19 protein-coding genes are annotated in these 24,329 nt (G+C 71.2%); 13 read left to right on the plus strand and 6 right to left on the minus strand.

All coding sequences use genetic code 11. The features are described from left to right. Nucleotides 1–101 precede the first annotated feature (101 nt). The 4 genes from ACZ67T_RS23535 to groL all read left to right on the plus strand — a co-directional run bounded on the left by ACZ67T_RS23535 (nucleotide 102) and on the right by groL (nucleotide 4,292). A complete protein-coding gene (locus tag ACZ67T_RS23535; protein ID WP_469986571.1) occupies nucleotides 102–1,016 on the plus strand; it encodes a polysaccharide deacetylase family protein in 915 nt (304 codons plus the stop codon). Between the two features lie 5 nt (nucleotides 1,017–1,021). Then, nucleotides 1,022–2,011, plus strand: a complete 990-nt coding sequence (locus tag ACZ67T_RS23540) for a polysaccharide deacetylase family protein (RefSeq protein ID WP_469986573.1) — start codon at nucleotides 1,022–1,024, stop codon at nucleotides 2,009–2,011. A gap of 236 nt (nucleotides 2,012–2,247) precedes the next feature. Continuing rightward, on the plus strand, nucleotides 2,248–2,556 hold the full coding sequence (gene groES / locus ACZ67T_RS23545) for a co-chaperone GroES (protein ID WP_073810087.1): 309 nt from the start codon (nucleotides 2,248–2,250) through the stop codon (nucleotides 2,554–2,556). A 110-nt stretch (nucleotides 2,557–2,666) separates the two neighbouring features. Further along, nucleotides 2,667–4,292, plus strand: coding sequence for a chaperonin GroEL (groL, locus tag ACZ67T_RS23550; RefSeq protein ID WP_469986574.1), 1,626 nt, complete (start codon nucleotides 2,667–2,669; stop codon nucleotides 4,290–4,292). A 115-nt stretch (nucleotides 4,293–4,407) separates the two neighbouring features. On the opposite strand, the gene ACZ67T_RS23555 is transcribed toward groL, so the two are convergent. The 3 genes from ACZ67T_RS23555 to ACZ67T_RS23565 all read right to left on the minus strand — a co-directional run bounded on the left by ACZ67T_RS23555 (nucleotide 4,408) and on the right by ACZ67T_RS23565 (nucleotide 6,901). After that, a complete protein-coding gene (locus ACZ67T_RS23555) occupies nucleotides 4,408–5,115 on the minus strand; it encodes an ester cyclase (protein ID WP_469986576.1) in 708 nt (235 codons plus the stop codon). 134 nt (nucleotides 5,116–5,249) lie between these two features. Beyond that, entirely contained in the window at nucleotides 5,250–6,023 is a 774-nt protein-coding gene (locus ACZ67T_RS23560) for an SDR family NAD(P)-dependent oxidoreductase (protein ID WP_469986578.1), read from the minus strand. 179 nt (nucleotides 6,024–6,202) lie between these two features. After that, the gene (locus ACZ67T_RS23565; RefSeq protein ID WP_469986580.1) at nucleotides 6,203–6,901 is read right to left on the minus strand and encodes an MOSC domain-containing protein; all 699 of its coding nucleotides are present in this window, start codon (nucleotides 6,899–6,901) and stop codon (nucleotides 6,203–6,205) included. Nucleotides 6,902–6,981: 80 nt separating this feature from the next. On the opposite strand from ACZ67T_RS23565, the gene ACZ67T_RS23570 reads away from it, so the two are divergent. Further along, nucleotides 6,982–7,932: a LysR family transcriptional regulator gene (locus ACZ67T_RS23570; RefSeq protein WP_469986581.1), complete on the plus strand. Its 951-nt coding sequence runs from the start codon at nucleotides 6,982–6,984 to the stop codon at nucleotides 7,930–7,932. Nucleotides 7,933–8,014: 82 nt separating this feature from the next. Here the strand turns inward: ACZ67T_RS23570 and ACZ67T_RS23575 are convergent, their stop codons facing one another. Further along, entirely contained in the window at nucleotides 8,015–8,353 is a 339-nt protein-coding gene (locus tag ACZ67T_RS23575; RefSeq protein WP_100594840.1) for a WhiB family transcriptional regulator, read from the minus strand. 382 nt (nucleotides 8,354–8,735) lie between these two features. Here ACZ67T_RS23575 and ACZ67T_RS23580 point away from each other — a divergent pair, with 382 nt between their 5' ends. The 4 genes from ACZ67T_RS23580 (at nucleotide 8,736) to ACZ67T_RS23595 (ending at nucleotide 13,188) form a co-directional block, all read left to right on the plus strand. Next, entirely contained in the window at nucleotides 8,736–9,347 is a 612-nt protein-coding gene (locus tag ACZ67T_RS23580) for a response regulator transcription factor (protein ID WP_003948568.1), read from the plus strand. 253 nt (nucleotides 9,348–9,600) lie between these two features. Continuing rightward, nucleotides 9,601–10,185, plus strand: coding sequence for a sigma-70 family RNA polymerase sigma factor (locus tag ACZ67T_RS23585; RefSeq protein WP_324903690.1), 585 nt, complete (start codon nucleotides 9,601–9,603; stop codon nucleotides 10,183–10,185). A gap of 258 nt (nucleotides 10,186–10,443) precedes the next feature. Beyond that, complete coding sequence (guaB, locus tag ACZ67T_RS23590) at nucleotides 10,444–11,949, plus strand: IMP dehydrogenase (protein ID WP_469986583.1); 1,506 nt, start codon at nucleotides 10,444–10,446, stop codon at nucleotides 11,947–11,949. A gap of 114 nt (nucleotides 11,950–12,063) precedes the next feature. After that, entirely contained in the window at nucleotides 12,064–13,188 is a 1,125-nt protein-coding gene (locus ACZ67T_RS23595) for a GuaB3 family IMP dehydrogenase-related protein (protein ID WP_100594838.1), read from the plus strand. Nucleotides 13,189–13,274: 86 nt separating this feature from the next. On the opposite strand, the gene ACZ67T_RS23600 is transcribed toward ACZ67T_RS23595, so the two are convergent. Next, nucleotides 13,275–14,528 carry a nucleotide sugar dehydrogenase gene (locus tag ACZ67T_RS23600; RefSeq protein ID WP_469986585.1) on the minus strand — a complete coding sequence of 418 codons (1,254 nt, stop codon included), beginning with the start codon at nucleotides 14,526–14,528 and terminating at the stop codon, nucleotides 13,275–13,277. Nucleotides 14,529–14,814: 286 nt separating this feature from the next. Between ACZ67T_RS23600 and ACZ67T_RS23605 the strand changes: the two genes are divergently transcribed. Next, complete coding sequence (locus ACZ67T_RS23605) at nucleotides 14,815–16,521, plus strand: glycerol-3-phosphate dehydrogenase/oxidase (RefSeq protein ID WP_469986586.1); 1,707 nt, start codon at nucleotides 14,815–14,817, stop codon at nucleotides 16,519–16,521. A 102-nt stretch (nucleotides 16,522–16,623) separates the two neighbouring features. Here ACZ67T_RS23605 and ACZ67T_RS23610 read toward each other — a convergent pair whose 3' ends face one another. Then, on the minus strand, nucleotides 16,624–17,655 hold the full coding sequence (locus ACZ67T_RS23610; RefSeq protein WP_469986588.1) for a serine hydrolase domain-containing protein: 1,032 nt from the start codon (nucleotides 17,653–17,655) through the stop codon (nucleotides 16,624–16,626). A gap of 114 nt (nucleotides 17,656–17,769) precedes the next feature. On the opposite strand from ACZ67T_RS23610, the gene ACZ67T_RS23615 reads away from it, so the two are divergent. The 3 genes from ACZ67T_RS23615 (at nucleotide 17,770) to ACZ67T_RS23625 (ending at nucleotide 24,244) form a co-directional block, all read left to right on the plus strand. Further along, nucleotides 17,770–19,872 (plus strand): serine/threonine-protein kinase, encoded by a 2,103-nt coding sequence (locus ACZ67T_RS23615; RefSeq protein ID WP_469986589.1) that lies wholly within the window; start codon nucleotides 17,770–17,772, stop codon nucleotides 19,870–19,872. Nucleotides 19,873–20,001: 129 nt separating this feature from the next. Then, a complete protein-coding gene (locus ACZ67T_RS23620) occupies nucleotides 20,002–22,461 on the plus strand; it encodes a protein kinase (protein ID WP_469986591.1) in 2,460 nt (819 codons plus the stop codon). 226 nt (nucleotides 22,462–22,687) lie between these two features. Then, nucleotides 22,688–24,244 (plus strand): serine/threonine-protein kinase, encoded by a 1,557-nt coding sequence (locus ACZ67T_RS23625; protein WP_469986803.1) that lies wholly within the window; start codon nucleotides 22,688–22,690, stop codon nucleotides 24,242–24,244. The last annotated feature ends 85 nt before the right edge of the window (nucleotides 24,245–24,329 follow it).

A 24,329-nucleotide genomic window follows, 5' to 3' on the forward strand; every position in this document is an offset into this window, starting at 1 on the left:
TGGACGGTGCGCGCCCGGCCGCGGTGTCGGGCCCTGATCGGCGCCGCGAGCTGCGAGGATCCGGCGCCATGCGACTTGTACGACAAAACGACAAAAGGGTCATGAAGGGGACGCTGAGTCGAAGGGCCCGGAACAGCCGTACGCGGACCGGTCTCGCCGGGCTCGCCGCCTGCGCGGTGGCCTCCGGGTGCGCCGCGTCCGTCGGCGCGGATGCCGTCCGCCCGGCGCCCGGCCAACAGCCCCTCCACGGGCCGCCTGCCCACGCTCTCGACTCCTACGGGGGCAAGCCGGGCACCGCGCGGGCCGCCCGGGTCGCGATGGCCAGGAAGTGGCGCCTCGCCGAACCGCCGCTCCTCGCGCCGTCCCCGCCCGCCGGCAAGCCGGTGATCGGCGCCCGCAAGGGCTTCGAGGTCCACGGCCAGGAGGATCTGCCGCCCGTCTTCACGACCGTGCCCACCAAGGACAAGGTCGTGTTCCTCACCATCGACGACGGCTCCGAGAAGGACCCGGCGTTCCTGGAGATGATGAGCGACCTGAAGATCCCGTACACCGCCTTCCTCAGCAACTACCTGGTGGAGGACGACTACGGCTACTTCAGGAAGATGCAGTCCCACGGCGTCACCCTGAACAACCACACGCTGACGCACCCGTACCTGCCCGGCCTGTCCTACGCGGGGCAGAAACGCGAGATCTGCGGCATGCAGAACATCATGGAGGAGCAGTACGGCAAGCGGCCCGTCCTCTTCCGCCCGCCGTACGGCAACTACAACCGGGACACGCTGCGCGCCGCCAAGTCCTGCGGCATCAAGTACGCGCCGATCTGGAACGAAGAGGTGTTCGCCGACCACATCGAGTGGCGCGAGGTGGACCAGGACCTGCACCCCGGCGACATCGTCCTGACCCACTTCCGCGGCCGCGACGAGTGGAAGGGCACCATGCCCGACATGGTCCGCCGGCTCATGAAGTACGTCACCGACAAGGGGTACGCGGTGGCCCGGCTGGAGGACTACCTGTGAGGTCCGTGCGGGCGCGACAGGTCCCCGCGCGCACCGGGCGGCCGCGGCGGCTGCTCGCCGCCGCCCTGGCCGCCGGTGTCCTCGCCTCCGCGCTGCTCACCGGGTGCGCCCCGTCCGTGGACCCGATCGAGCGGCTCAGCAGGAAGGCGGCCGAGAAGGTCCGCCACGCGAGCCACCCGGCACCGACGGCCACACCGGCCGCCGGCGTGGGGCGCGGGTCGGCCTGGGGCGCTCTGGGCGCCGGGAAGGCGGCGCCCGGGGCGCCCGCTCACGCCGCGCCGCTCAACTCTCCGCAGGGCGGCCGCGCTTCGGACGCCTATCGCGGCTGGGGGCTCTCCGCGCCGCTCGCCCCGGCGCCCAGACCTCCGGTACGCCACGCGGCCGGGCCCGGCCCGGGCCCGTACCCGCTTCCGCCCGTCGTGGACCACGTCCGGACCAGGGACCGCGTCGTCTTCCTGACCTTCGACGGCGGCGTGGACCGCGACCCGCGCTTCGCCGACATGGTCCGGGACCTGAGGCTGCCCGTCAGCGTCTTCCTCACGGACGGCGTCGCGGGCCCCGGCCACGACCGGTTCGGCACGCTGCGGGCCCTCGGCGCGGGCGTGCAGAACCAGACCCTGAACCACCACTCGCTGCCCTCGCTCCCGTACGCCGAGCAGCACGCCGAGATCTGCGGCCAGCAGGACCGGCTCAAGAACCGCTTCGGCATCCGCCCCCGTCTCTTCCGCCCGCCCTTCGGCGAGTACGACCAGGACACCCTGCGTGCGGCCGCCACGTGCGGGGTCGGTGCCGTCGTCCTGTGGCGCGCCTCGACGACGGGCGAGGGCCTGAGTTACGCGGACGGGGACCGGCTGCGTCCCGGTGACATCGTCCGGGTTCGGTTCAGTGACCGTGCCGGGCCGCGCGGCGCGACGCCGACCGGGACGACGGCGCGGCTGCTGCGCAGTATCCAGGCCCAGGGGTTCACGGTGGGGAGGCTCGAGAACTACCTGTGAGGGAGGGGCCGTAGGGGCTGTGGCGGACGGGCCGGAGGGGCCGTGCGGAGGACTCGCCCTCAGTGAATTGGCACTCCGCTTGACCGAGTGCTAATCGCAGTCATAGTCTCGGCCCTGGCACTCCCCACTGGAGAGTGCCAATAGCGACGGGCAGGTCCGGCACCCGCGACGACGGATCCACCTGGTCGCCACCTCAGACAGTCAACCCCGTGATCTCCGAAGGGGGAGGTCGGATCGTGACGACCACCAGCTCCAAGGTTGCCATCAAGCCGCTCGAGGACCGCATTGTGGTCCAGCCGCTCGACGCCGAGCAGACCACCGCCTCTGGCCTGGTCATCCCGGACACCGCGAAGGAGAAGCCCCAGGAGGGCGTCGTCCTCGCCGTGGGCCCGGGTCGCTTCGAGAACGGTGAGCGCCTGCCGCTCGACGTGCAGACCGGCGACATCGTGCTGTACAGCAAGTACGGCGGCACCGAGGTGAAGTACAACGGCGAGGAGTACCTCGTCCTCTCGGCTCGCGACGTGCTCGCGATCGTCGAGAAGTAATTCACCCACTGTTTTAGTTCTGCGCCCCTGGCACCCCGCTACTCAGCTGCGACTTTTCTCAGCATGCCGGGCGTCGGGGGCGCAGTTCGTTCGAGAGGACTAACAGCTCCATGGCGAAGATCCTGAAGTTCGACGAGGACGCCCGTCGCGCCCTCGAGCGCGGCGTCAACAAGCTTGCCGACACGGTCAAGGTGACGATCGGCCCCAAGGGCCGCAACGTCGTCATCGACAAGAAGTTCGGCGCACCCACCATCACCAACGACGGTGTCACCATCGCCCGTGAGGTCGAGGTCGAGGACCCGTACGAGAACCTCGGCGCCCAGCTGGTGAAGGAGGTGGCGACCAAGACCAACGACATCGCGGGTGACGGCACCACCACCGCCACCGTGCTCGCCCAGGCCCTGGTCAAGGAAGGCCTGCGCAACGTCGCCGCCGGCGCCTCCCCGGCCGCCCTGAAGAAGGGCATCGACGCCGCGGTCAAGGCCGTGTCCGAGGAGCTCCTCGCGACCGCCCGCCCGATCGAGGACAAGACCGACATCGCCGCCGTCGCCGGTCTGTCCGCCCAGGACTCGCAGGTCGGCGAGCTCATCGCCGAGGCGATGGACAAGGTCGGCAAGGACGGTGTCATCACCGTCGAGGAGTCCAACACCTTCGGGCTCGAGCTGGACTTCACCGAGGGCATGGCCTTCGACAAGGGCTACCTGTCTCCGTACTTCGTGACGGACCAGGAGCGCATGGAGGCCGTGCTCGAGGACCCGTACATCCTGATCAACCAGGGCAAGATCTCCTCCATCCAGGACATGCTGCCGCTGCTCGAGAAGGTCATCCAGGCCGGTGGCTCCAAGCCGCTCCTGATCATCGCCGAGGACGTCGAGGGCGAGGCCCTGTCGACCCTGGTCGTGAACAAGATCCGCGGCACGTTCAACGCCGTCGCCGTCAAGGCGCCCGGCTTCGGTGACCGCCGCAAGGCGATGCTCGGCGACATGGCCACCCTCACCGGTGCCACCGTCATCGCCGAGGAGGTCGGCCTCAAGCTCGACCAGGCCGGTCTGGACGTGCTCGGCACCGCCCGCCGCGTGACCATCACCAAGGACGACACCACGATCGTCGACGGTGGCGGCAACAAGGCCGACGTCGAGGGCCGCGTCAACCAGATCAAGGCCGAGATCGAGAACACGGACTCCGACTGGGACCGCGAGAAGCTCCAGGAGCGCCTCGCGAAGCTCGCCGGCGGCGTCTGCGTCATCAAGGTCGGTGCCGCGACCGAGGTCGAGCTCAAGGAGAAGAAGCACCGTCTGGAGGACGCCATCTCCGCGACCCGCGCCGCGGTCGAGGAGGGCATCGTCTCCGGTGGTGGCTCCGCTCTGGTGCACGCCGTCAAGGTCCTCGAGGGCAACCTCGACAAGACCGGCGACGAGGCCACCGGTGTCGCGGTCGTGCGCCGCGCCGCCGTCGAGCCGCTGCGCTGGATCGCCGAGAACGCCGGCCTCGAGGGCTACGTCATCACCTCGAAGGTCGCCGAGCTCGACAAGGGCCAGGGCTTCAACGCCGCGACCGGCGAGTACGGCGACCTGGTCAAGGCCGGCGTCATCGACCCGGTCAAGGTCACCCGCTCCGCCCTGGAGAACGCCGCGTCCATCGCTTCGCTGCTGCTCACGACCGAGACCCTGGTCGTCGAGAAGCCGGCGGAGGAGGAGCCCGAGGCCGCCGGCCACGGGCACGGCCACTCCCACTAGTGCACTGAGCACTCGGTGCGGCGCCGGTCGCACCGGCGTCTGCTCGTACGAGGCCCGGTTCCGCGCTTGTCGCGGGGCCGGGCCTCGGCGTTGCGCCCCGCGACACGGCCGACGGTCAGTCCTCGAGTTCGTCGAGCGCGCCGAGCTGGGCCATCAGCCCCAGCCGGTCCTCGTGCCACCAGCCCTCGACGATCTTCCCGTCCTCCTGGAACCGGAAGATGGTCGCGCCGGTCATCGTGAGCTGTTTGCCCGTCGCCGGGATCCCCATGAAGTTGCCGTTGTGCTCGGCGCTGAAGGTCCACCGCGTGCACACCCGGTCGCCTTCGGTGATCTGGTCGTCGAGGGTGAACTCGAAGTCGAACGCGCCGCGGTACATCTCGATCTGGCGCCGCATCGCGTCGAGACCGATGGTGTCCGTGACGTTGCCGGGATCGTGGTCGTGGTAGTCCTCCGCGAGCAGGCCGTCCAGCGGCGGCAGTTCGCCCTCGGTGGCGATCGTCTCGAAGAACCGGCGCGCGTTGCCCGCGTACAACTGCTCGTCCCGCACCACGTCCAGATCGGTGAAGGTGGGCATCTCGTCGCAGAGGGCGACCATTTCCCGGAAGACCGTGTCGGTTTCGGGAAGGTTCGAGCTCCGCATCGCCTCCTCGTACGACGGGAACTCGACGATCTCGATGAAGTGGGTGTCGTCGGACCGGTCCTTGCCGATGACGCTGTGCGTCGCGGTCCGCTTCCCCCGGGTCTTTTCCGCCCAGGTGTCCATGAGCTGGTTCATCTCGTCGAATCGGCTGGTCTTGCAGTCGATGACCTGCACAAACGTCATGTCGCCGCCTCCGGCCCCCCTGCGCCCCCCTGCGTAAGGTCCGGACAGCTCCATCTTCCCACCGCCGTGTAACGAGCCGCGGGAACGGGCGAGGGGCCGAGGCAACCGCCGCCCCGGCCCCGAACCGCCGCGCCTTACCGAGGCCCGTACTTGCGACCCGTCTTCGCCGTGACCCCGCCGAGCAGCCCGCGCGGCGCCAGTTTCACGACGCCCATCAGCGTCTTGTACCGCGGATCCGGGATCGACAGCGACTTGCCGCGCGCCAGGTCGGCGAGCGCCGCCGCCACCAGCTTGTCGGCGTCGAGCCACATCCACTTGGGGATGTTGTCGGTGCCCATCGAGGCCCGCTCGTGGAACTCCGTACGGACGAAGCCCGGGCAGAGCGCCATCAGCCGCACACCACTGCCGGCCAGGTCCCGCGCCGCGCCCTGCGTGAACTGCACGACCCACGCCTTCGACGCGCCGTACGTCCCGCGCGGCACGAACGCCGCCACCGACGCCACGTTCACCACGCCGCCCCTGCCGCGCTCACGCATCGGCGCCACCGCGGCGGACGTGAGCCGCAGGACCGCCTCGCAGTGCACCTTCAGCATCGTCAACTCGTCGGCGAGCGGGACCTCCAGGTACTGGCCCTTGTTGCCGAAGCCCGCGTTGTTGACCAGCAGGTCCACGGGACGCTTGCGGTCGGTCAGCCGTGCCTCGACCGCGCCGATGCCCTCGTCGGTGGCGAGGTCGGCCGTGAGCACCTCGGCCTCGATGCGGTGCCGGTCGTGGAGCTCGGTGGCCTGCTCGCGCAGCCGCTTGGTGTCACGCGCCACCAGGACGAGGTCGTGGCCGTCAGCGGCGAGCCGGCGCGCGAACGCGGCACCGATCCCCGAGGTGGATCCCGTAATCAGAGCGGTAGTCATGGGGTCAGGCTAGGGGGCCCCGGCCATGATCCGCCGGACACCCCCCGGTGACCGCCGTGGGCATGACCACGCTCGGGAGCCCCGGGCGTCGTCCCTGCGAGCGTCGCAACCGCAGTGCGGCCGGGACCACAACCGCCGTGCGGGCCACGCCCGTTACCGTCACGCGGCCCACGCCCGCTTCACGCCTGCGTCGCGTCGCCCGCCGCACCCCCGTCTCCGTACTTGGCCACGTAAGAACGGGCCGTCTCGACGGCCTGGGGGTCGAGCGTGTCCGCTGCGACGAGCAGCCGCGGCAGCAGCTCCCGCTCGGTCGTGACGGCGCGGAACTGGAAGGCGACGGTCACTTCGTGGTCGGGCCGGTGCACGATCTCGATCGTGTCGCCCGCCCGGATCGCGCCCGGCTCGATCACCCGCAGATACGCGCCCGGGGCGGCCCGCGCGGTGAAGCGCCTGACCCACCCCTTCTCGCCGATGTGGCCCTGGAACGTGCGGCAGGGGATCCGGCCGGAGGCGACCTCGAGGACCAGGTCGGAGCCGACGCGCCAGCGCTCGCCGATCTTCGCGCCCGTCACGTCGACACCCTCGGTCGTGAGGTTCTCGCCGAACGAGCCGTTGCGCAGCTCGTGGCCGAGCGTGCCCTGCCACTCGTCGAGGTCCTCGCGGGCGAAGGCGTAGACCGCCTGGTCGTCGCCGCCGTGATGGCGCATGTCGCACACGGCGTCCCCTTCGAGACCGCTGGCGCCCACCCCCTTGGGCCCGGGCGCCGCCACCCGGACGGGGCCCGGCACCGGCTGCTTGTCGATTCCGGTCACGCCCTCGGCCTGGTCGGTGTGCTCGCTGGCCTCGGGGCGACCCACGTTCAGAGACAGAAGCTTCATGACGGCACGCTAAGCGACGCGACGCCAAAGCGTCGACGCAATATTTTCCGTGGCATCCAAGGATCCCTTATGCTTGAGGGATGATCGAGGCCCGTCACCTCCGTGTCCTGCGCGCCGTGGCCGCCACCGGCTCCTTCTCGGCGGCCGCCCGCGAACTCGGCTGCACCCAGCCCGCGGTCAGTCAGCAGATGAAGGCCCTCGAATCCTCGGCGGGCACTCCGCTCCTCATCCGCACCGGCCGCGAAATGCGCCTCACTCAGGCGGGTGAAGCCCTGGTGCGCCACGCGGCGGGAATTCTGGCCGGGCTGACCGCGGCGGAGGAAGAGGTCGCCGCCATCGCGGGCCTGCGCGCCGGCCGCGTCCGCCTCGTCTCCTTCCCGAGCGGCAGCTCCACGCTCGTCCCCACCGCGCTGGCCGCCCTGCGCGCCGCACACCCCGGCACCCGTGTCTCCCTCGTGGAGGCGGAGCCGCCGCGCTCGGTCGAGATGCTGCGCGAGGGCGACTGCGACGTGGCCCTGGCCTTCCGGTACGAGGGGCGGCGCGAAGCGCCTGCGGAGAGGGGCGGTGGCGGCAGGCGGGACGGCGAAGGGGCACAGGCCGCGGAGGACTGGGACGACCTCGTCGTACGTCCGCTGCTCGCCGACCGTCTCGTCGGCCTCGTTCCTGAGGGGCACCGTCTCGCCAGGTCCGGCGCGGTCTCCATCGGCGAGCTGGCCGACGAGCCCTGGATCGCGGGCTGCCCGCGCTGTCGCCGGCAGCTGGTGGAGGTCTGTGAGGGTGCGGGATTCACGCCGCGCATCGACTTCGCGACCGACGACTATCCGGCGGTGATCGGTCTGGTCGGCGCGGGCCTCGGTGTGGCGGTCCTGCCGGAGCTCGCCATCGAATCCGTACGCCCCAAGGGTGCACGCACGGTGACGGTGGAGCCGGCTGTGCAGCGCGAGATCGTCGCCCTCACACTGCCCGACCTGGCTCAGGTGCCGGCCGTGGCAGCCACGCTCGACCACCTGGCGCGGGCCGCGGCTCGCTGATCGGGCCCTGACGAACCCGTGATCGGGCCCTGACAAGCCCGCGGGCACGCCAATGCGTCCCCACCGTGAAGAAACGTTTCCGTCAGTTGTTCACCACGGGCGGTGCGCCGCCCGCCGACGCCGGTGCGGCAGCGACGAGCCGGTTGCGGGCGCGGCCCATGAGCTCCTCGCGCTCGTCCTCGGTGAGCCCGCCCCACACGCCGTAAGGCTCGCGTACCTGGAGCGCATGAGCCGCGCACTCCGCGCGCACCGGACATCTCATGCAGACCTCTTTGGCCGAGTTCTCGCGAGCGCTGCGCGCCGCTCCCCGCTCTCCCTCCGGATGGAAGAAGAGCGAACTGTCCACCCCGCGGCAGGCCGCGAGGAGCTGCCAGTCCCATAGATCTGCGTTCGGTCCGGGAAGGCGGGAGAAATCTGCCATTGCTGTGTCCCCTTGTAGCCGTTCTGACGCGGATACGGTGCCCAAGAACCGTACATCTACTGTCTAAGGAGATGAAAATATGACTCATTACGAATCTAGCCTCAGACACCACTGAAAGTGAAGAAAAACGGCTAAATGGGGCATGCCTTGTGGCGAAACCTTGTGGGTCGCTTGCGCCGTCTGCTCTGTATCCGGTCCCTCACGTAGAGTGCCGAAGCAGACCGTCGAACCCGTAACTCTTTCGGGTGACCGTCGTTGAGAGTGCGGAGGCGGTTGAAAGAACAAGCGCTCGGGCATGTGTCCGAGAGCGTCGACCGCACAGGTGACGATTCGTACCAGCCTGGAGGCCCAAGGTGACGCGCATCAGCTGCGGAGGACGGTCATGACATCCGTCCTCGTCTGCGACGACTCCCCGCTTGCCCGAGAAGCGCTCCGCCGCGCGGTCGCGACCGTCCCCGGCGTGGAGCGCGTGACGACCGCGGCCAACGGCGAGGAAGTCCTCCGCCGCTGGGGCGCCGACCGCTCGGACCTGATTCTGATGGACGTACGCATGCCCGGTCTGGGTGGCGTCGAGACGGTCCGGCGGCTGCTGTCCGCCGATCCCGGTGCGCGCATCATCATGCTCACCGTGGCCGAGGACCTGGACGGTGTCGCGCTCGCCGTCGCGGCCGGCGCCCGCGGCTATCTGCACAAGGACGCCTCGCGCGCCGAACTGCGTGCCACGGTCACGCAGGCGCTCGCCGACCCGACCTGGCGGCTCGCGCCGCGCAGACTGCGCTCGGCCGAGATGGGCGCGGCGCCGACCCTCACGGCGCGTGAGATCCAGGTACTCGAAGGCATGAGTCACGGCCGGTCCAACGCGGAGATCGGGCGAGAGCTCTTTCTCTCCGAGGACACGGTCAAGACGCACGCACGCCGCCTCTTCAAGAAGCTGGGCGCCTCGGACCGCGCGCACGCCGTGGCGCTCGGATTCCGCTGGGGCCTTGTCCGCTAAGGCCCACGATGCGCCGCCGCGGGGGCACAGCGATCCCCGTCCGCCCCAGGGTGGACGGGGCTGCGGGCGGCCGCCGGTCCTCGTTTCGCCGGACATGCCGCATCCTTGAGTTGTGGAGTTCCTCAGGGACGAGTCGGTCGAGCGGAAGGGGAGGGCGCACGAGATGAGTTCCGGCGCACCTGCTCATAACGCTTCAGTGCACAACTACGGACGCGGTGCCGCGGACCGGACGCCGCCAAGGCACCATGGACCGATGCGCGACGACGAGGCAGCCGGCCCAGGAGCCATCGGTGCACTGGTCCACAGCGCTGTCGAGGGCGACGAGCAGGCCACGCACGACCTTCTGGCGCACGTCCACCCCCTCGCGATCCGCTACTGCCGCAGCCGTCTGACCCGACTGCCGGGTGACGCACGGCACTTCGTGGAGGATCTCGCGCAGGAAGTCTGTGTCGCGGTGCTCCTCGCGCTGCCGCGCTACAAGGACACCGGGCGCCCCTTCGAGGCGTTCGTCTTCGCCATCGCCGCGCACAAGGTCGCCGACCTGCAGCGCGCCGCCATGCGGCATCCCGGTTCCACCGCCGTGCCCTCCGACGAGATGCCGGAGCGGCCCGACGACTCGCTGGGACCGGAGGAGCGGGCCCTGCTCAGCAGCGACGCGGAGTGGGCGAAGAAGCTCCTCGCCAACCTTCCGGAGAACCAGCGCGAGCTGCTGCTGCTCCGGATCGCCGTCGGCCTCACCGCGGAGGAGACGGGGCAGATGCTCGGCATGTCGCCGGGCGCCGTCCGTGTCGCCCAGCACCGCGCACTCAGCCGACTGCGGGCGCTCGCCGAGCAGTGAGCTGAAACGGCGGGCGGAAACGCTGAGCTGAAACGGCGGGCGGAAACAGCGGGCGGAGCAGCGCTTCAAGCGGCGCCCGATCAGTCACCCGATGAGTGAGACGCGCCACGCGTGCGCGGGACTCCCCCTGTGCGGGGCGCGGGCTGCGCACGTGTGAACGTACAAATCTGCCTGGTGATCTTGATCGTGGAATGAGACACCTCCGGATCCCGTTAGCATGGACATCCGCACCGATCAAGGCCATTTGGGGAAGGTGTCATGACTGCAAACGTCGACGGAGTGCCCGAGAAATTCGCGACACTCGGGCTGACCTACGACGACGTGCTGCTGTTGCCGGGCGCGTCCGAGGTCCTCCCGAACGCGGTCGACACCTCGTCCCGCATCTCCCGCAACGTGCGCGTGAACATTCCGCTGCTGTCGGCGGCGATGGACAAGGTCACCGAGTCCCGCATGGCCATCGCCATGGCGCGGCAGGGTGGCGTCGGCGTGCTGCACCGCAACCTGTCGATCGAGGACCAGGTCAACCAGGTCGACCTCGTGAAGCGTTCCGAGTCCGGCATGGTGACCGACCCGATCACCGTGCACCCGGACGCGACGCTGGCCGAGGCCGACGCGCTCTGCGCGAAGTTCCGCATCAGCGGCGTCCCGGTGACCGACCCGGCGGGCAAGCTGCTCGGCATCGTCACCAACCGCGACATGGCGTTCGAGTCCGACCGCAGCCAGCAGGTGCGCGAGGTCATGACTCCCATGCCGCTCGTGACCGGCAAGGTCGGCATCTCCGGCGTCGACGCCATGGAGCTGCTGCGCCGCCACAAGATCGAGAAGCTTCCGCTGGTCGACGACGCGGGTGTCCTCAAGGGCCTCATCACGGTCAAGGACTTCGTGAAGGCCGAGCAGTACCCGAACGCCGCGAAGGACGCCGAGGGCCGCCTCCTCGTCGGCGCCGCGGTGGGTGCGAGCCCCGAGGCCCTGGAGCGCGCGCAGGCGCTGGCCGAGGCGGGCGTGGACTTCCTCATCGTCGACACGTCGCACGGACACAACAGCAACGCGCTGAACTGGATGGCGAAGATCAAGTCCAGCGTCGGCGTCGACGTCATCGGCGGCAACGTCGCGACGCGTGACGGCGCGCAGGCCCTGATCGACGCCGGTGTCGACGGCGTGAAGGTGGGTGTGGGCCCCGGCTCCATCTGCACCACGCGCGTGGTCGCCGGTATCGGCGTCCCGCAGGTCACCGCGATCTACGAGGCGGCTCTCGCCGCGCGTGCCGCCGGTGTCCCGGTCATCGGTGACGGCGGCCTGCAGTACTCCGGCGACATCGGCAAGGCGCTCGCCGCCGGTGCCGACACGGTGATGCTGGGCAGCCTTCTCGCGGGCTGTGAGGAGTCCCCGGGTGAGCTGATGTTCATCAACGGCAAGCAGTTCAAGTCGTACCGCGGCATGGGTTCCCTCGGGGCGATGCAGTCCCGTGGGCAGGGCCGGTCGTACTCCAAGGACCGCTACTTCCAGGCCGACGTCGCCTCCGACGACAAGCTCGTGCCCGAGGGCATCGAGGGCCAGGTGCCCTACCGCGGCCCGCTGGCCAACGTGCTGCACCAGCTCGTGGGCGGTCTGCGCCAGACGATGGGCTATGTGGGTGCCGCCACCATCGACGAGATGGAGACCAAGGGCCGGTTCGTCCGGATCACGTCCGCGGGCCTCAAGGAGAGCCACCCGCACGACATTCAGATGACGGTCGAAGCGCCGAACTACAGCCGCAGCAAGTAGTCGCCGACAGTCGAAGACAGGGTCAGGGGCGGCCCCGGGGTTCCCGGGGCCGCCCCTGGCGCGTATGTCGGGGATACTGGAAGGCGCTGAAACGCAGAGGGAAAGGCCACACACGTGACTGAGATCGAGATCGGGCGCGGCAAGCGCGGCCGCCGGGCGTACGCCTTCGACGACATCGCCGTCGTACCGAGCCGCCGTACGCGCGACCCGAAGGAGGTCTCGATCGCCTGGCAGATCGACGCCTACCGCTTTGAGCTGCCGTTCCTGGCCGCTCCCATGGACTCGGTCGTGTCGCCGGCCACCGCCATCCGGATCGGGGAGCTCGGTGGCCTCGGCGTGCTGAACCTCGAGGGCCTGTGGACCCGCTACGAGGACCCGCAGCCGCTCCTCGACGAGATCGGCGAGCTGGACACGGAGAGCGCCACACGCCGCCTCCAGGAGATCTACGAGGCTCCCATCAAGGAGGAGCTGATCGGGCAGCGCATCAAGGAGGTGCGCGACTCCGGTGTCGTCACCGCCGCCGCGCTGTCGCCGCAGCGCACCGCCCAGTTCTCCAAGGCGGTCGTGGACGCGGGCGTCGACATCTTCGTGATCCGGGGGACCACCGTGTCCGCCGAGCACGTCTCCGGTGCCGCCGAGCCGCTGAACCTGAAGCAGTTCATCTACGAGCTCGACGTGCCGGTCATCGTGGGCGGCTGCGCCACGTACACGGCCGCGCTGCACCTGATGCGCACCGGCGCGGCCGGTGTGCTCGTCGGCTTCGGTGGCGGCGCCGCGCACACCACGCGCAACGTGCTGGGCATCCAGGTGCCGATGGCGACCGCCGTGGCCGATGTGGCCGCCGCCCGCCGCGACTACATGGACGAGTCCGGTGGCCGGTACGTGCACGTGATCGCCGACGGTGGCGTGGGCTGGTCCGGCGACCTGCCGAAGGCCATCGCCTGCGGCGCCGACGCCGTGATGATGGGCTCCCCGCTCGCGCGCGCCACGGACGCGCCCGGCAAGGGCCACCACTGGGGCATGGAGGCCGTCCACGAGGACGTGCCGCGCGGCAAGAAGGTCGACCTCGGGACCGTCGGTACGACGGAGGAGGTCCTCACCGGGCCTTCGCACACCCCGGACGGTTCGATGAACTTCTTCGGCGCCCTCAAGCGCGCCATGGCGACGACCGGCTACAGCGAGCTCAAGGAGTTCCAGCGGGTCGAGGTCACGGTGGCGGACTCGCAGCACCGCCGCTGACGCAGTACTCCGTGGAAGGGGCCCGCACCGTTTCGGTGCGGGCCCCTTCCACGTGGAGGGCCTCTATGGGGCTGCGGGGAAGGGCTTCACAGGCGGTGGGCCGCGCCTGTCGGGGTGGCGCCCCTGGTGTCCAGGAGGAGCTGGGCCTTCACGGACAGGCCCTGGAGGTCGTACGTGCGGTGCGGCTGAAGCAGGATCGTCAGGTCGGCGTCGGCGGCTGCCTCGTAGAGGAAGTCCGCGCGGGGGACGGGGTGGCCGAGGACGTTCCACGACGGGATGTGCGGGTCGTGGTAGCTGACCGCCGCGCCCAGCTGCATCAGCCGGGTGGCGATCTCGTGGGCGGGGGTGCCCTCCAGGTCGGCGACGTCGGGCTTGTACGTGACGCCGAGGAGCAGGATGCGGGCGCCGCGGGCCGACTTGCCGTGTTCGTTGAGGAGGGTGGCGGCGCGCTGGATCACGTACTGCGGCATGTGGTGGTTGACCTGCTGGGCCAGCTCCACCATGCGCAGGGGGCGGACCGGGAGGGGCGGGCGTGAGAGGTCCTGGGGGACTCCGTGGCCGCCGACGCCGGGGCCGGGGCGGAATGCCTGGAAGCCGAAGGGCTTGGTCTCGGCGCAGCGGATGACGTCCCACAGGTCGACTCCCAGGTCGTGGCAGAGGACGGCCATCTCGTTGACCAGGGCGATGTTGACGTGGCGGTAGTTGGTCTCCAGGAGCTGGACGGTCTCGGCCTCGCGTGGGCCACGCGCGCGTACGACCTTGTCGGACAGGCGGCCGTAGAAGGCGGCGGCGGACTCCGTGCAGGCGGAGGTGAGGCCGCCGATGACCTTGGGGGTCGTGGCGTACGCGTGCGTGCGGCTGCCGGGGTCGAGGCGGCCGGGGGAGTAGGCGAGGTGGAAGTCGCGGCCCGCGCGCAGCCCCGAGCCGTCCTCCAGGAGGGGGCGCAGGACGCCTTCGGTGGTGCCGGGGGCGACCGGGGTCTCGATGATCACCGTGGTGTGGGGGCGCAGGCGGGCGGCGAGGGCGCGCGTGGCGTCGGTGAGCTGCGCGAGGTCGAGGGAGCGGTCCGCGCCGAGTGGCGCGGGGGCGCAGATGACGGCGGTGCGGACGCGGCCGAGTTCGGCGGGGTCGCCGGTCGGCCGGAAGCCCCCCGAGAGCATCCGGCGGATGTCGGCGGCGGTCAGGGTTCCCTCGGCGCCGTCGCCGGGGAGGCGGCCGGCCGCGAGGTCGGTGGCGCGTGCGGGGTCGTAGCCGATGGTCGCGATGCCGGTGGCGACGGCGGCCTGGGCGAGGGGCAGGCCGAGGTGACCGAGTCCGATGACGGCGAGATCTGCAGGCATGGAAGTGGGCCGTCCTTCCCAATAGCCGGAGCGGGAGGGGAGCGCAAGTCCTGTGGACAAGATGGGCGAGCGCAATGTCACACTAGGAGTAAATATGACCGTTATGCGGTATTGCGGGGCCGGGAATCCTGGAGTGTTGTCCACAGGCTGCGGGTGAGTGGTGGCTGAAGTCGGGCACGGCGGTCAGAATCGGTGAATGGGGGATGAGGGCCGGGGCGCACCGGACAGGTGACACCGGGTGGGACCGACTGGACCGACGCCGACTGACCGACAGCGGGAGGTAGCAGTGAGGACAGCGACACTGGGACCGGCGGAGCGTGCCGAGGCGCTCGCGGGAATGGCCGAGCGGGAGCTGGACATCCTGGTCGTGGGCGCGGGGGTGGTCGGTGCGGGAACCGCGCTCGACGCCGCGACCCGCGGTCTGTCCACCGGCCTGGTCGAGGCGCGGGACTGGGCCTCCGGCACATCCAGCCGGTCGAGCAAGCTGATCCACGGCGGGCTCCGGTATCTCGAGATGCTCGACTTCGCGCTCGTGCGCGAGGCGCTGAAGGAGCGCGGGCTGCTCCTCGAGCGGCTCGCCCCGCACCTCGTGAAGCCGGTCCCGTTCCTGTATCCCCTCCAGCACAAGGGCTGGGAGCGGCTGTACGCGGGCTCGGGCGTCGCCATGTACGACGCGATGTCGATGGCGCGCGGGCACGGGCGCGGCCTGCCCATGCACCGCCATCTGAGCCGGCGTCACGCACTGCGGGTCGCGCCCGCGCTCAAGAAGGACGCGCTCGTGGGCGCGTTGCAGTACTACGACGCGCAGATGGACGACGCGCGGTACGTGGCGACGCTGGTGCGGACAGCCGCGATGTACGGGGCGAAGGTCGCCAACAGGGCGCGTGTGACGGGGTTTCTGCGCGAGGGCGAGCGCGTCGTCGGCACCCGTGTCGAGGACGTGGAGGGCGGTGGGGAGTACGAGATCCGCGCCCGCCAGATCGTGAACGCGACGGGGGTGTGGACGGACGACACGCAGGCGATGGTCGGCGAGCGGGGCCAGTTCCACGTACGCGCGTCCAAGGGCATTCACCTCGTCGTGCCCAAGGACCGGATCAACTCGACGACCGGGCTCATCCTGCGTACCGAGAAGAGCGTCCTGTTCGTGATCCCGTGGGGGCGTCACTGGATCGTGGGCACCACGGACACGGAATGGGACCTCGACAAGGCGCACCCCGCGGCCTCCAGCGCCGACATCGACTATCTGCTGGAGCATGTGAACTCGGTGCTCGCGGTGCCCCTCACGCGCGACGACGTCCAGGGGGTCTACGCGGGCCTGCGGCCCCTGCTCGCCGGCGAGTCCGACGCCACGAGCAAGCTCTCGCGCGAGCACACGGTGGCGCACCCCGTGCCCGGGCTCGTCGTCGTGGCGGGCGGCAAGTACACGACGTACCGGGTCATGGCCAAGGACGCCGTCGACGAGGCGGTGCACGGGCTCGACCAGCGCGTTGCCGACTGCGTCACCGAGGACATTCCGCTGGTCGGTGCCGAGGGCTACCACGCGCTGTGGAACGCGCGGGCGAGGATCGCCGCGCGGACCGGGCTCCACGTGGTGCGGGTGGAGCATCTGCTCAACCGGTACGGGTCGTTGGCGGAGGAGTTGCTCGACCTGGTGGCTGCCGACCCCGGGCTCGGCGCGCCCCTCACCGGCGCCGACGACTATCTGCGGGCCGAGGTCGTGTACGCCGCCTCGCACGAGGGGGCCCGGCATCTCGACGATGTGCTGACGCGGCGCACGCGGATCTCGATCGAGACGTTCGACCGGGGGACGCGGTGTGCGCGTGAAGTGGCGGAGCTGATGGCCCCGGTGCTCGGCTGGGACAAGGGCCAGATCGAGCGTGAGGTGGAGCATTACGAGAAGCGGGTGCAGGCCGAGCGGGAGTCTCAGCGTCAACCTGATGACCTCTCGGCCGATGCGGCGCGATTGGGGGCGCCGGACATTGTGCCGCTGTGACGGGGTGGGCCGGGGTTGCGCTGGGGGCTGTGCCCCCAGGCCCCCCTTCGCCCTTCGGGCTCGTCCTCAAACGCCGGACGGGCTGAGAGGGGCGGCTCGTCTTCAGGTGTCGGGTTCGCAGAACTCTGCCGTCAACAGGCGGCGTTCCAGTTGGGGGGTGTTCGTCACCGTGGCTGTGTTGGTGCGGAACGTGATCACTCTCGACGCCGTTCTCGTTGCCGCTGTGCGGACGTAGCTGCCTTCTATTCGGCCGTTGTGACCCCAGACCGTCAGTCCGCAGGGGAGTTTCGTCGGATAGAGGCCCATGCCGTAGCGACCTTGTGCGGTGCGGGTGTTGAGCATCGCGCCGAGTTGGCGTGGCGGGAGGAGCCGGCCCCTGAGGAGGGCCGTGTAGAAGCGGTTCAGGTCCGTGAAGGTGGAGATCAGTTCGCCTGCGGCGCCCGCCAGGCGTGGGTTCAGGGTGGTTACGTCGCGGCCCGCCGTGTCGTACGCGTGGCCGTGCGGGGTGGGCAGACCGGTGCGGGTGCCGGGGAACGACGTGCCGGTGAGGTGGAGCGGTTCGATGATGCGGCGGCGGGCCTCGGTCGCGTACGAGTGGCCCGTGACCTGGCCGATGACCAGGCCGAGCAGGACGTAGTTCGTGTTCGAGTACGACCAGTGGCCGCGGGGCTCCGGCGGGTCGGCCTCGGCCAGGCGTACGGCGGTTCTGGCGGACACCGGGATCTTGCCGTGCGTGCGCGCCGTGAAGTCGGGCAGGCCACTGGTGTGGGTGAGAAGCGAGCGGAGGGAGACGGCGTGGTCACGTAGGAGACCCGGGAGATGATCGTCAACCGTGTCCGAGAGGCGCAGGCGGTGTTCGGCGGCGAGTTGCAGCACGACCGTTGCGATGAACGACTTCGTGATGCTCCCGGCCCGGAAGTGGTCGGTGCGGCGGATCGTGGGGCCGGTGCGCAGGAAGCGCGTCGTCCTGCCCTCGCGGGCGAGCAGCGCCGCGGCGGGGGCCTTGCCCTGCGTGACCAGCAACGGAAGAGTGGCATCCGTGGCCGGGGCCGCGAGCGTCGTGGAACTGCCCGGAAACATCCAGAACAGGGCTGCTGCCAGGGGTATCGCCAGCAGTGTCCGAAGTACGGGCATGACGTTCCCTCCTTGTGTGCGGTCCATCATGCGGGACGGTCGACCCTGGGCGTGGAGTGGTCCCCGGGTGAGGGACAATGAAGGCTCTGTCAGGGCGGGTTGCAGAGGGGACGCATGTCGGAGGCGGAGCAGGCGGGCACAGCTCGTCAGGACAAGAGCGCACGTCTCCTCGCCGGGCGCTACCGGCTGGGAGAGGTCCTCGGCCGCGGCGGCATGGGCACCGTGTGGCGGGCGAAGGACGAGACACTCGGCCGGACGGTCGCCGTCAAGGAACTGCGGTTCCCGTCGAGCATCGACGACGAGGAGAAGCGGCGTCTGATCACGCGAACGTTGCGTGAGGCGAAGGCGATCGCGCGGATCCGGAACAACAGCGCGGTGACGGTCTACGACGTGGTCGACGAGGACGACCGGCCGTGGATCGTGATGGAACTCGTCGAGGGCAAGTCCCTCGCGGAGCAGATCCGCGAGGACGGCCTGCTGGAGCCGCGGCGCGCCGCCGAGGTCGGGCTCGCGATCCTCGACGTGCTGCGCGCCGCGCACCGCGAGGGCATCCTGCACCGCGACGTGAAGCCGTCGAACGTGCTGATCGCCGAGGACGGGCGCGTCGTCCTCACGGACTTCGGCATCGCCCAGGTCGAGGGCGACCCCTCGATCACGTCCACCGGCATGCTCGTCGGCGCGCCCTCGTACATCTCGCCGGAGCGGGCGCGCGGGCACAAGCCCGGCCCCGCAGCAGACCTCTGGTCCCTCGGCGGACTGCTGTACGCGTCGGTGGAGGGCGTTCCCCCGTACGACAAGGGGTCCGCCATCGCGACCCTGACCGCCGTCATGACCGAGCCGGTCGACCCTCCCAAGAACGCCGGGCCGCTGGAGAAGGTCATCTACGGGCTGCTCGCCAAGGACCCGGAGCAGCGGCTCGACGACGCCGGGGCACGGGCGCTCCTGACCGACGTCCTGCACGCTCCCGAGCCCAAGGCCGAGGAGCCCGAGCCGGTCGACGCGACCAAGGTCGTGCCGCTGCCACCCCTTCCCGAGCAGACGCCCAAGTCGCCGAAGCCGTCGAAGGCGCCCAAGGTGCGCTTCGGCAAGGGAAGTTCGGGGGCCGCGGCGGGCGCCGGAGCTGCCGCCACTTCTGGTTCCGCGGACGCCGGATCCGGATCCGGTTCCGGCGTCGCCGTGGGGGACGGCGCGGGCAAGAGGGGCGAAGAGGCCTCCGAGAAGCTGCGCGGTGCGCTGCGGACGGTGCGGAAGGCCGCTGCTGCGGCGACCGCCGCGACGGCGGCCGGTGCGGCAGGCAAGGGTGGCGGAGAAGCATCCGGCGCCACGGCGGAGGCCTCCGCGCATCCCGCGGCTGGGCAGGGCGGTTCGGGTGCCCCGGCGCAGCCCGCCGGGCCGCCGCGCACGCCCGCGACCAGGGCCTCGCTCACGGACGTGGTCCCGCGGCGCACCCTCGTGATCGTGGCGGTGCTCGTCGCGCTCGCCGTGATCGGCACGGTCATCGGCATCGCGTTCAGCGGTGGCGACGACGGCAGTGCCGCCAAGGGCGGCGACAAGGCCGCCTCCGCGGGAGCGAGCGGAGGCAGCGGCAGCGACGGTAGCGGTGACGAGGACAAGGGCAGCGGCTCCGGCAGCGGCAACGACGCGGCGCAGGACGGCGGCAAGGGCTCCGACAAGGGCAAGGGCTCCGGCTCGGACACCGGCAAAGGCGACGACAAGGACGCCGACGCCGGCCAGGGGGCGTCGCCCGACAGCACCAGCGGCGGCAGCGGGGTCCCCGGCGGCACCGGCGCGGCCTCGACGTACAAGCACGACCAGGGCTTCTCCATCGGGCTCCCGAAGGGCTGGAAGTACACCTCGACGAGCGCGGCGGGGGCCCGCTTCACGGGTCCCGACGGGCAGAAACTGCTCGTCGGCTGGACGACGACGCCCAAGTCGAACCCGGTCCAGGACTGGCGCAACCAGGAGCAGTACATGCGCCGCGCCCAGTACGACCGGATCCGCATAGCGGCCGTCGACTTCCGCGGCTGGAACACGGCGGACTGGGAGTTCACTTACGTCGACGGGGGCACCAAGTACCGCTCCGTGGACCGCGGTTTCGTGGTCAACAGCGGTCTCGGCTACGGCCTGATGTACACGGCCAAGGCCGCTGACTGGGGCAGTGCGCAGCGCAAGTCCGCCTGGCAGACGTTCACCAAGACGTTCAAGCCGAAGTCCTGAGCCTGACGGCGGTCGGGCACGTATCGTGAGTGCTCGCGGACCGTGCGCAGCCGCATCGGTGCGCATCACTGCGCACAACAGGGCGCAGAACGAACGGAATTGACCACCGGGCGGACAGGGGGACGCGTCGTGGAGGACTACGCGGGGCGAGTGCTCGCCGACCGCTACCGCCTGCCGCTGTCGCCCGCCGACGCGTACGAGTTCGCATCGACACGGGCGTTCGACACCTACAGCGGCCAGGAGGTCCTGGTCAGACAGGTGCCGTTACCCGAGGTCGTCGAGGCCGAGGTGCTCGACGCCGAGGGGCTCCCGGACGGGTTCGTACCGCGTGAGTCGCGTGGCCGGCGCGAGCGGGGGGACGCGGCGCGGACCACGCGCAGGCCGACGGATCCCGCGGTGCGCCGTGCCATCGAGGCCGCGCAGGCCGCCGCCCAGATACCCGACCATCCACGGCTCGACCAGGTCTTCGACGTGTTCGCCGAGGGCGGCTCGCTGTGGATCGTCAGTGAGGTCGTCTCCGCGCGGCCGCTCGCCGCGCTGCTCGCCGAGGCGCCGCTGTCCCCGTACCGGGCGGCCGAGGTCGCTTCCGACGTCCTCACCGCCCTGCGCGCGCTGCACGCCCACGGCTGGGTCCACCGGAACATCACCGCCCGCACGGTTCTCGTGTGCGACGACGGCCGGATCGTGCTGACCGGACTCGCGGCCGGCGCGGCGGAGGAGGCGTTGTGCGGCTACGACCCGACGCCGGCGCCGCCCGCGGCGCCCTCGGAGCCGCGGGACCCGCAGGCTTCGGCTCCCGCGTCCCCGTACACCCCTCCCGCTCCCTCTGCCCCCGCGCCGTCCCGGCCCGCCGCCCTTGAGGCCGGGAGCGACCCTCGGGCCGCGCGCGCGGGGGCGATAGCCGCGTACCGGGCCGGTGCGCGGGCCGCCGCGCGCGGGGGTGTGGACACGGACGGGACGCCGGGGCCGCCGCAGCGCGGGCGGGGCGGGGAGTCCGGGGGCGAGTCGGGCGCCGGGACGCACGGGGGCGACGCGCGGTCCGGCCGGATCGACGACCCCTACGGCGTACGCGGTTCCGCCGAGCGCCCCTGGCACGGGGCGATCCCGCGGCCCGGTACGGAGCAGGCCGGGCCCGCCGCTCTTGAGGCGCCCGACTCCGCCCCGCAGAGCACGCGTTGGGACCGGCTCATCCCCGCGCAGCAGACGGCGTCGGCGGCCGTTCGCGGGCCGGTCACCGCCCTCGCCGCCGACCGCGCGCGGCAGGCGCGGATGACCGTCGTCGGGCCCGTCACCGAGCGCTGGGCGCCCGAGCAGGCGGGGCCCGTCCACGAGAACTGGCAGCTGGCCGCTCCGATCGGACCGGCCACCGACCTGTGGGCCCTGGGCGCCCTCCTCTTCCGGGCGGTCCAGGGGCATGCCCCGTACCCGGAGGAGAACACCGGCGAGCTGGTGCAGATGGTGTGCGCAGAGCCGCCCGCGTTCGCCGAGGAGTGCGGGCCGCTGCGGCCCGTCGTCGAGTCGCTGCTGCGTCAGGACCCCACGGAGCGGCTCGACTTCGAGGAGCTGCGGGGATGGCTCAGGTCGCTGGTGCGGTCCGCGCCGGAGCCTGAGGCGGGCGTGAACGTCGTGGCCGCACCCCCGTTCGACGCCACGCGGCTGCCGGTCGTACGGCGCCGGGGCGAGCTCGTACGCAGGCGCCGTTGGCGCTCCTCCGCCCAGGCCGTAGCCGGGCCCGGGCATGCGCGCCACAAGCGGGCCAAGGCGCAGCCGCAGCAGGCCGAGCGGCGCACGAGGCCGGAGCGTCACCTCCGGTCGGAGCGTCGCCCCCAGTCGGAGCGCGGCCCCAGGGAGCCCCGTTCGCTCGGCCGCACCCTGCTCGTTCTCGTACTGCTCGGCCTGGCCGCCGCGGTCGCGTATGCCGTGCTCTTCATGCCGAAGGCCGAGCCGAGCGGCGGCACGCCGGGTGACGGTGCCAAGGATCACGCGGGCGCCACCGGCGGGGGCCGGCCCGCGCCCGACGGCGGCAGGTCCACGCCGGCGCCGTCGGCGGGCGGATCCGCGGGCAAGAACGGCGGCGACAGCTCGTCGACCCCCTCCGCCACCGACCCGCAGACCGACTCGTCCGAGCCCGAGGTCGCGCAGGGCTTCACGCTGCGCAAGGACCCCGAAGGGTTCCGCGTCGCCGTCGCCAAGGGCTGGAACCGGCAGGGCAGGAACGGACAGGGCCAGGTCCTCTACACGCACGGCGACTTCGAACTCGTGGTCGTGCCGGGGCGCGACAGCGCGTCCGCGTACGGCAGCGACCCGATGACGTACCAGCGGGAGAAGGAACGCGAGTTGCAGCCCTTCCGCGACTCGACGTGGGCGACGTCCTCCGGGATGCGCCGGATCGACGTGGGCGGTCGGGCCATGGCCGAGGGCCAGTTCACGTGGCAGAACTCGGCGGGCCGCGAGACGTACGTACGCAACCTCGCGATGATCGTGGGCGGCCGCTACCACGTGGTGCAACTGCGGGGCCCCGAAGCCGAACGCGACGAGGTGACGCGCCTGTACGAGCAGGCGTCGGCGACGTATCAGAGCACGGGCTGATGTACCGGAGCGCCGTCTGATACAACGCCAGACGTCGTACCGGCGTACTGAATGCACCCGGTTGATGACCTGCCGCCCCCCCGTCCCGGCAGGCGACAAGCGTCACAGTGCGGTCTCCGTGCACCCCCGGCGGTTCCCTGCGCCTGGGCCGCTCCCTAATGTGGCTCTGTCAAGGCCATGAGCGGCCCTGGCACGACCAATGCGCCTGCGGGGGAACGTGAATCAGATGCAGGGCCTGCTCCTCGCGGGCCGCTATCGACTCGGTGACTCGATCGGGCGCGGCGGCATGGGCCGGGTGTGGCGGGCGCACGACGAAGTGCTGCACCGGGCCGTGGCCGTCAAGGAACTGACGGCGGCCCAGTACGTGCAGGAGGCCGACCGAGCCGTGCTGCTCGCGCGGACACAGACGGAGGCGCGGGCCGCCGCGCGCATCAACCACCCGGCGGTCGTCACCGTCCACGACGTGCTGGAGCACGACGACCGGCCGTGGATCGTGATGGAGCTCGTCGAGGGCCCCTCGCTCGCGGACGCCGTGAAGGAGTCGGGCCGCATCCAGCCGCGCGAGGCCGCCCGCATCGGCCTGTGGACACTGCGGGCGCTGCGCGCCGCGCACGCGGCCGGGGTGCTGCACCGCGACGTCAAGCCGGGCAACGTCCTGCTCGCCCGCGACGGACGGGTGCTGCTCACGGACTTCGGGATCGCGCAGGTCGAGGGCGACTCGACGATCACGCGGACCGGCGAGATAGTCGGCTCGGTCGACTATCTGGCGCCCGAGCGGGTCAGTGGCGCGGCGCCCGGGCCCGCGTCCGATCTGTGGGCGCTCGGCGCCACGCTGTTCACGGCCGTCGAGGGGAAGTCCCCGTTCCGGCGCACGTCGCCGATCAGCACGATGCAGGCCGTCGTCGAGGACGAGCCGGGCGAACTGACGTACGCGGACGCCCTCGCGCCCGTCATCCAGGCCCTGCTGCGCAAGGACCCGGCCGCGCGCCCGTCCGCCGACGAGGCCGAGACGATGCTCGCCGAGGCCGCCGAGGGGCGGCGGTCCAGCGCTGCGCAGGCCTATGTGCCCACGCAGGTGCATACCGCGGCGCCGCCGGCGCCCCCGGAGAAGTCGACTGCGATAGGCGTGCATCACTCCGCCGTGCCGGCCCCCGCGGCCGGTCGCCGCACGTGGCCGCGTGTCGTCGCCGTGGCGCTGGCGGCGGCGCTCGTCGGCGGCGGCGGGGTGTTCGCCGCGAACCACTACCTGAGTCACCGGACCTCGAACACGAACTCCGGCAAGGACGGGACCGAGACCTCTGCGGGTTCGGGCAACGGCAAGCACAAGGCCGGGAGCATTCCGGACGACTGGGTCCGCGTCGACGACGTCGAGGGCTACAGCCTCATGCTGCCGAAGGACTGGAAGCGGCAGGCGGACGGCCAGCAGGTCGACTACACGCCGGACGGCGGCGCCCACTTCGTGCGGATCGGGGTCGACGAGTCCCCCGACTGGCCCGACTCGTACCACCACCAGCTGGACCTGGAGCGGCAGGTCACGAAGCTGCCCGCCTATCAGCAGATCAACCTGCAGCCCAACACCTACCGTGACCGGCCCGGCTCCCTGTGGGAGTTCACCTGGACCGCGGGCAACAAGGACACGACGTCGGGCCCGCGGCACGCGATCGAGCAGACGTACGTCGAGAACGACGGCACCGAGTACGCCATCTATCTGTCCGTGCCGGAGGCCGACTGGGACGAGGGGCGGCAGCAGTTCGACGCGATCCTGCGGGGCTGGGAGCCGTAGGCACCGCGCCGGCCCTGCGGTTTCGTTGATCCCTTGACGGCCCGGAGCATGCCCCTCCGGGGCCCGTTCCGTGCGGCATGATGGG

It is taken from the genome of Streptomyces sp. NPDC107517 (genome assembly GCF_055582645.1).

Coding starts and splice junctions, on each gene's coding strand:
- ACZ67T_RS23535 (WP_469986571.1), top strand. CDS start 102: ATGAAGGGGACGCTGAGTCGAAGGGCCCGGAACAGCCGTACGCGGACC.
- groL (WP_469986574.1), top strand. CDS start 2,667: ATGGCGAAGATCCTGAAGTTCGACGAGGACGCCCGTCGCGCCCTCGAG.
- ACZ67T_RS23555 (WP_469986576.1), bottom strand. CDS start 5,115: ATGACGTTTGTGCAGGTCATCGACTGCAAGACCAGCCGATTCGACGAG.
- ACZ67T_RS23560 (WP_469986578.1), bottom strand. CDS start 6,023: ATGACTACCGCTCTGATTACGGGATCCACCTCGGGGATCGGTGCCGCG.
- ACZ67T_RS23565 (WP_469986580.1), bottom strand. CDS start 6,901: ATGAAGCTTCTGTCTCTGAACGTGGGTCGCCCCGAGGCCAGCGAGCAC.
- ACZ67T_RS23570 (WP_469986581.1), top strand. CDS start 6,982: ATGATCGAGGCCCGTCACCTCCGTGTCCTGCGCGCCGTGGCCGCCACC.
- ACZ67T_RS23575 (WP_100594840.1), bottom strand. CDS start 8,353: ATGGCAGATTTCTCCCGCCTTCCCGGACCGAACGCAGATCTATGGGAC.
- ACZ67T_RS23580 (WP_003948568.1), top strand. CDS start 8,736: ATGACATCCGTCCTCGTCTGCGACGACTCCCCGCTTGCCCGAGAAGCG.
- ACZ67T_RS23585 (WP_324903690.1), top strand. CDS start 9,601: ATGCGCGACGACGAGGCAGCCGGCCCAGGAGCCATCGGTGCACTGGTC.
- guaB (WP_469986583.1), top strand. CDS start 10,444: ATGACTGCAAACGTCGACGGAGTGCCCGAGAAATTCGCGACACTCGGG.
- ACZ67T_RS23600 (WP_469986585.1), bottom strand. CDS start 14,528: ATGCCTGCAGATCTCGCCGTCATCGGACTCGGTCACCTCGGCCTGCCC.
- ACZ67T_RS23610 (WP_469986588.1), bottom strand. CDS start 17,655: ATGCCCGTACTTCGGACACTGCTGGCGATACCCCTGGCAGCAGCCCTG.
- ACZ67T_RS23615 (WP_469986589.1), top strand. CDS start 17,770: ATGTCGGAGGCGGAGCAGGCGGGCACAGCTCGTCAGGACAAGAGCGCA.
- ACZ67T_RS23625 (WP_469986803.1), top strand. CDS start 22,688: ATGCAGGGCCTGCTCCTCGCGGGCCGCTATCGACTCGGTGACTCGATC.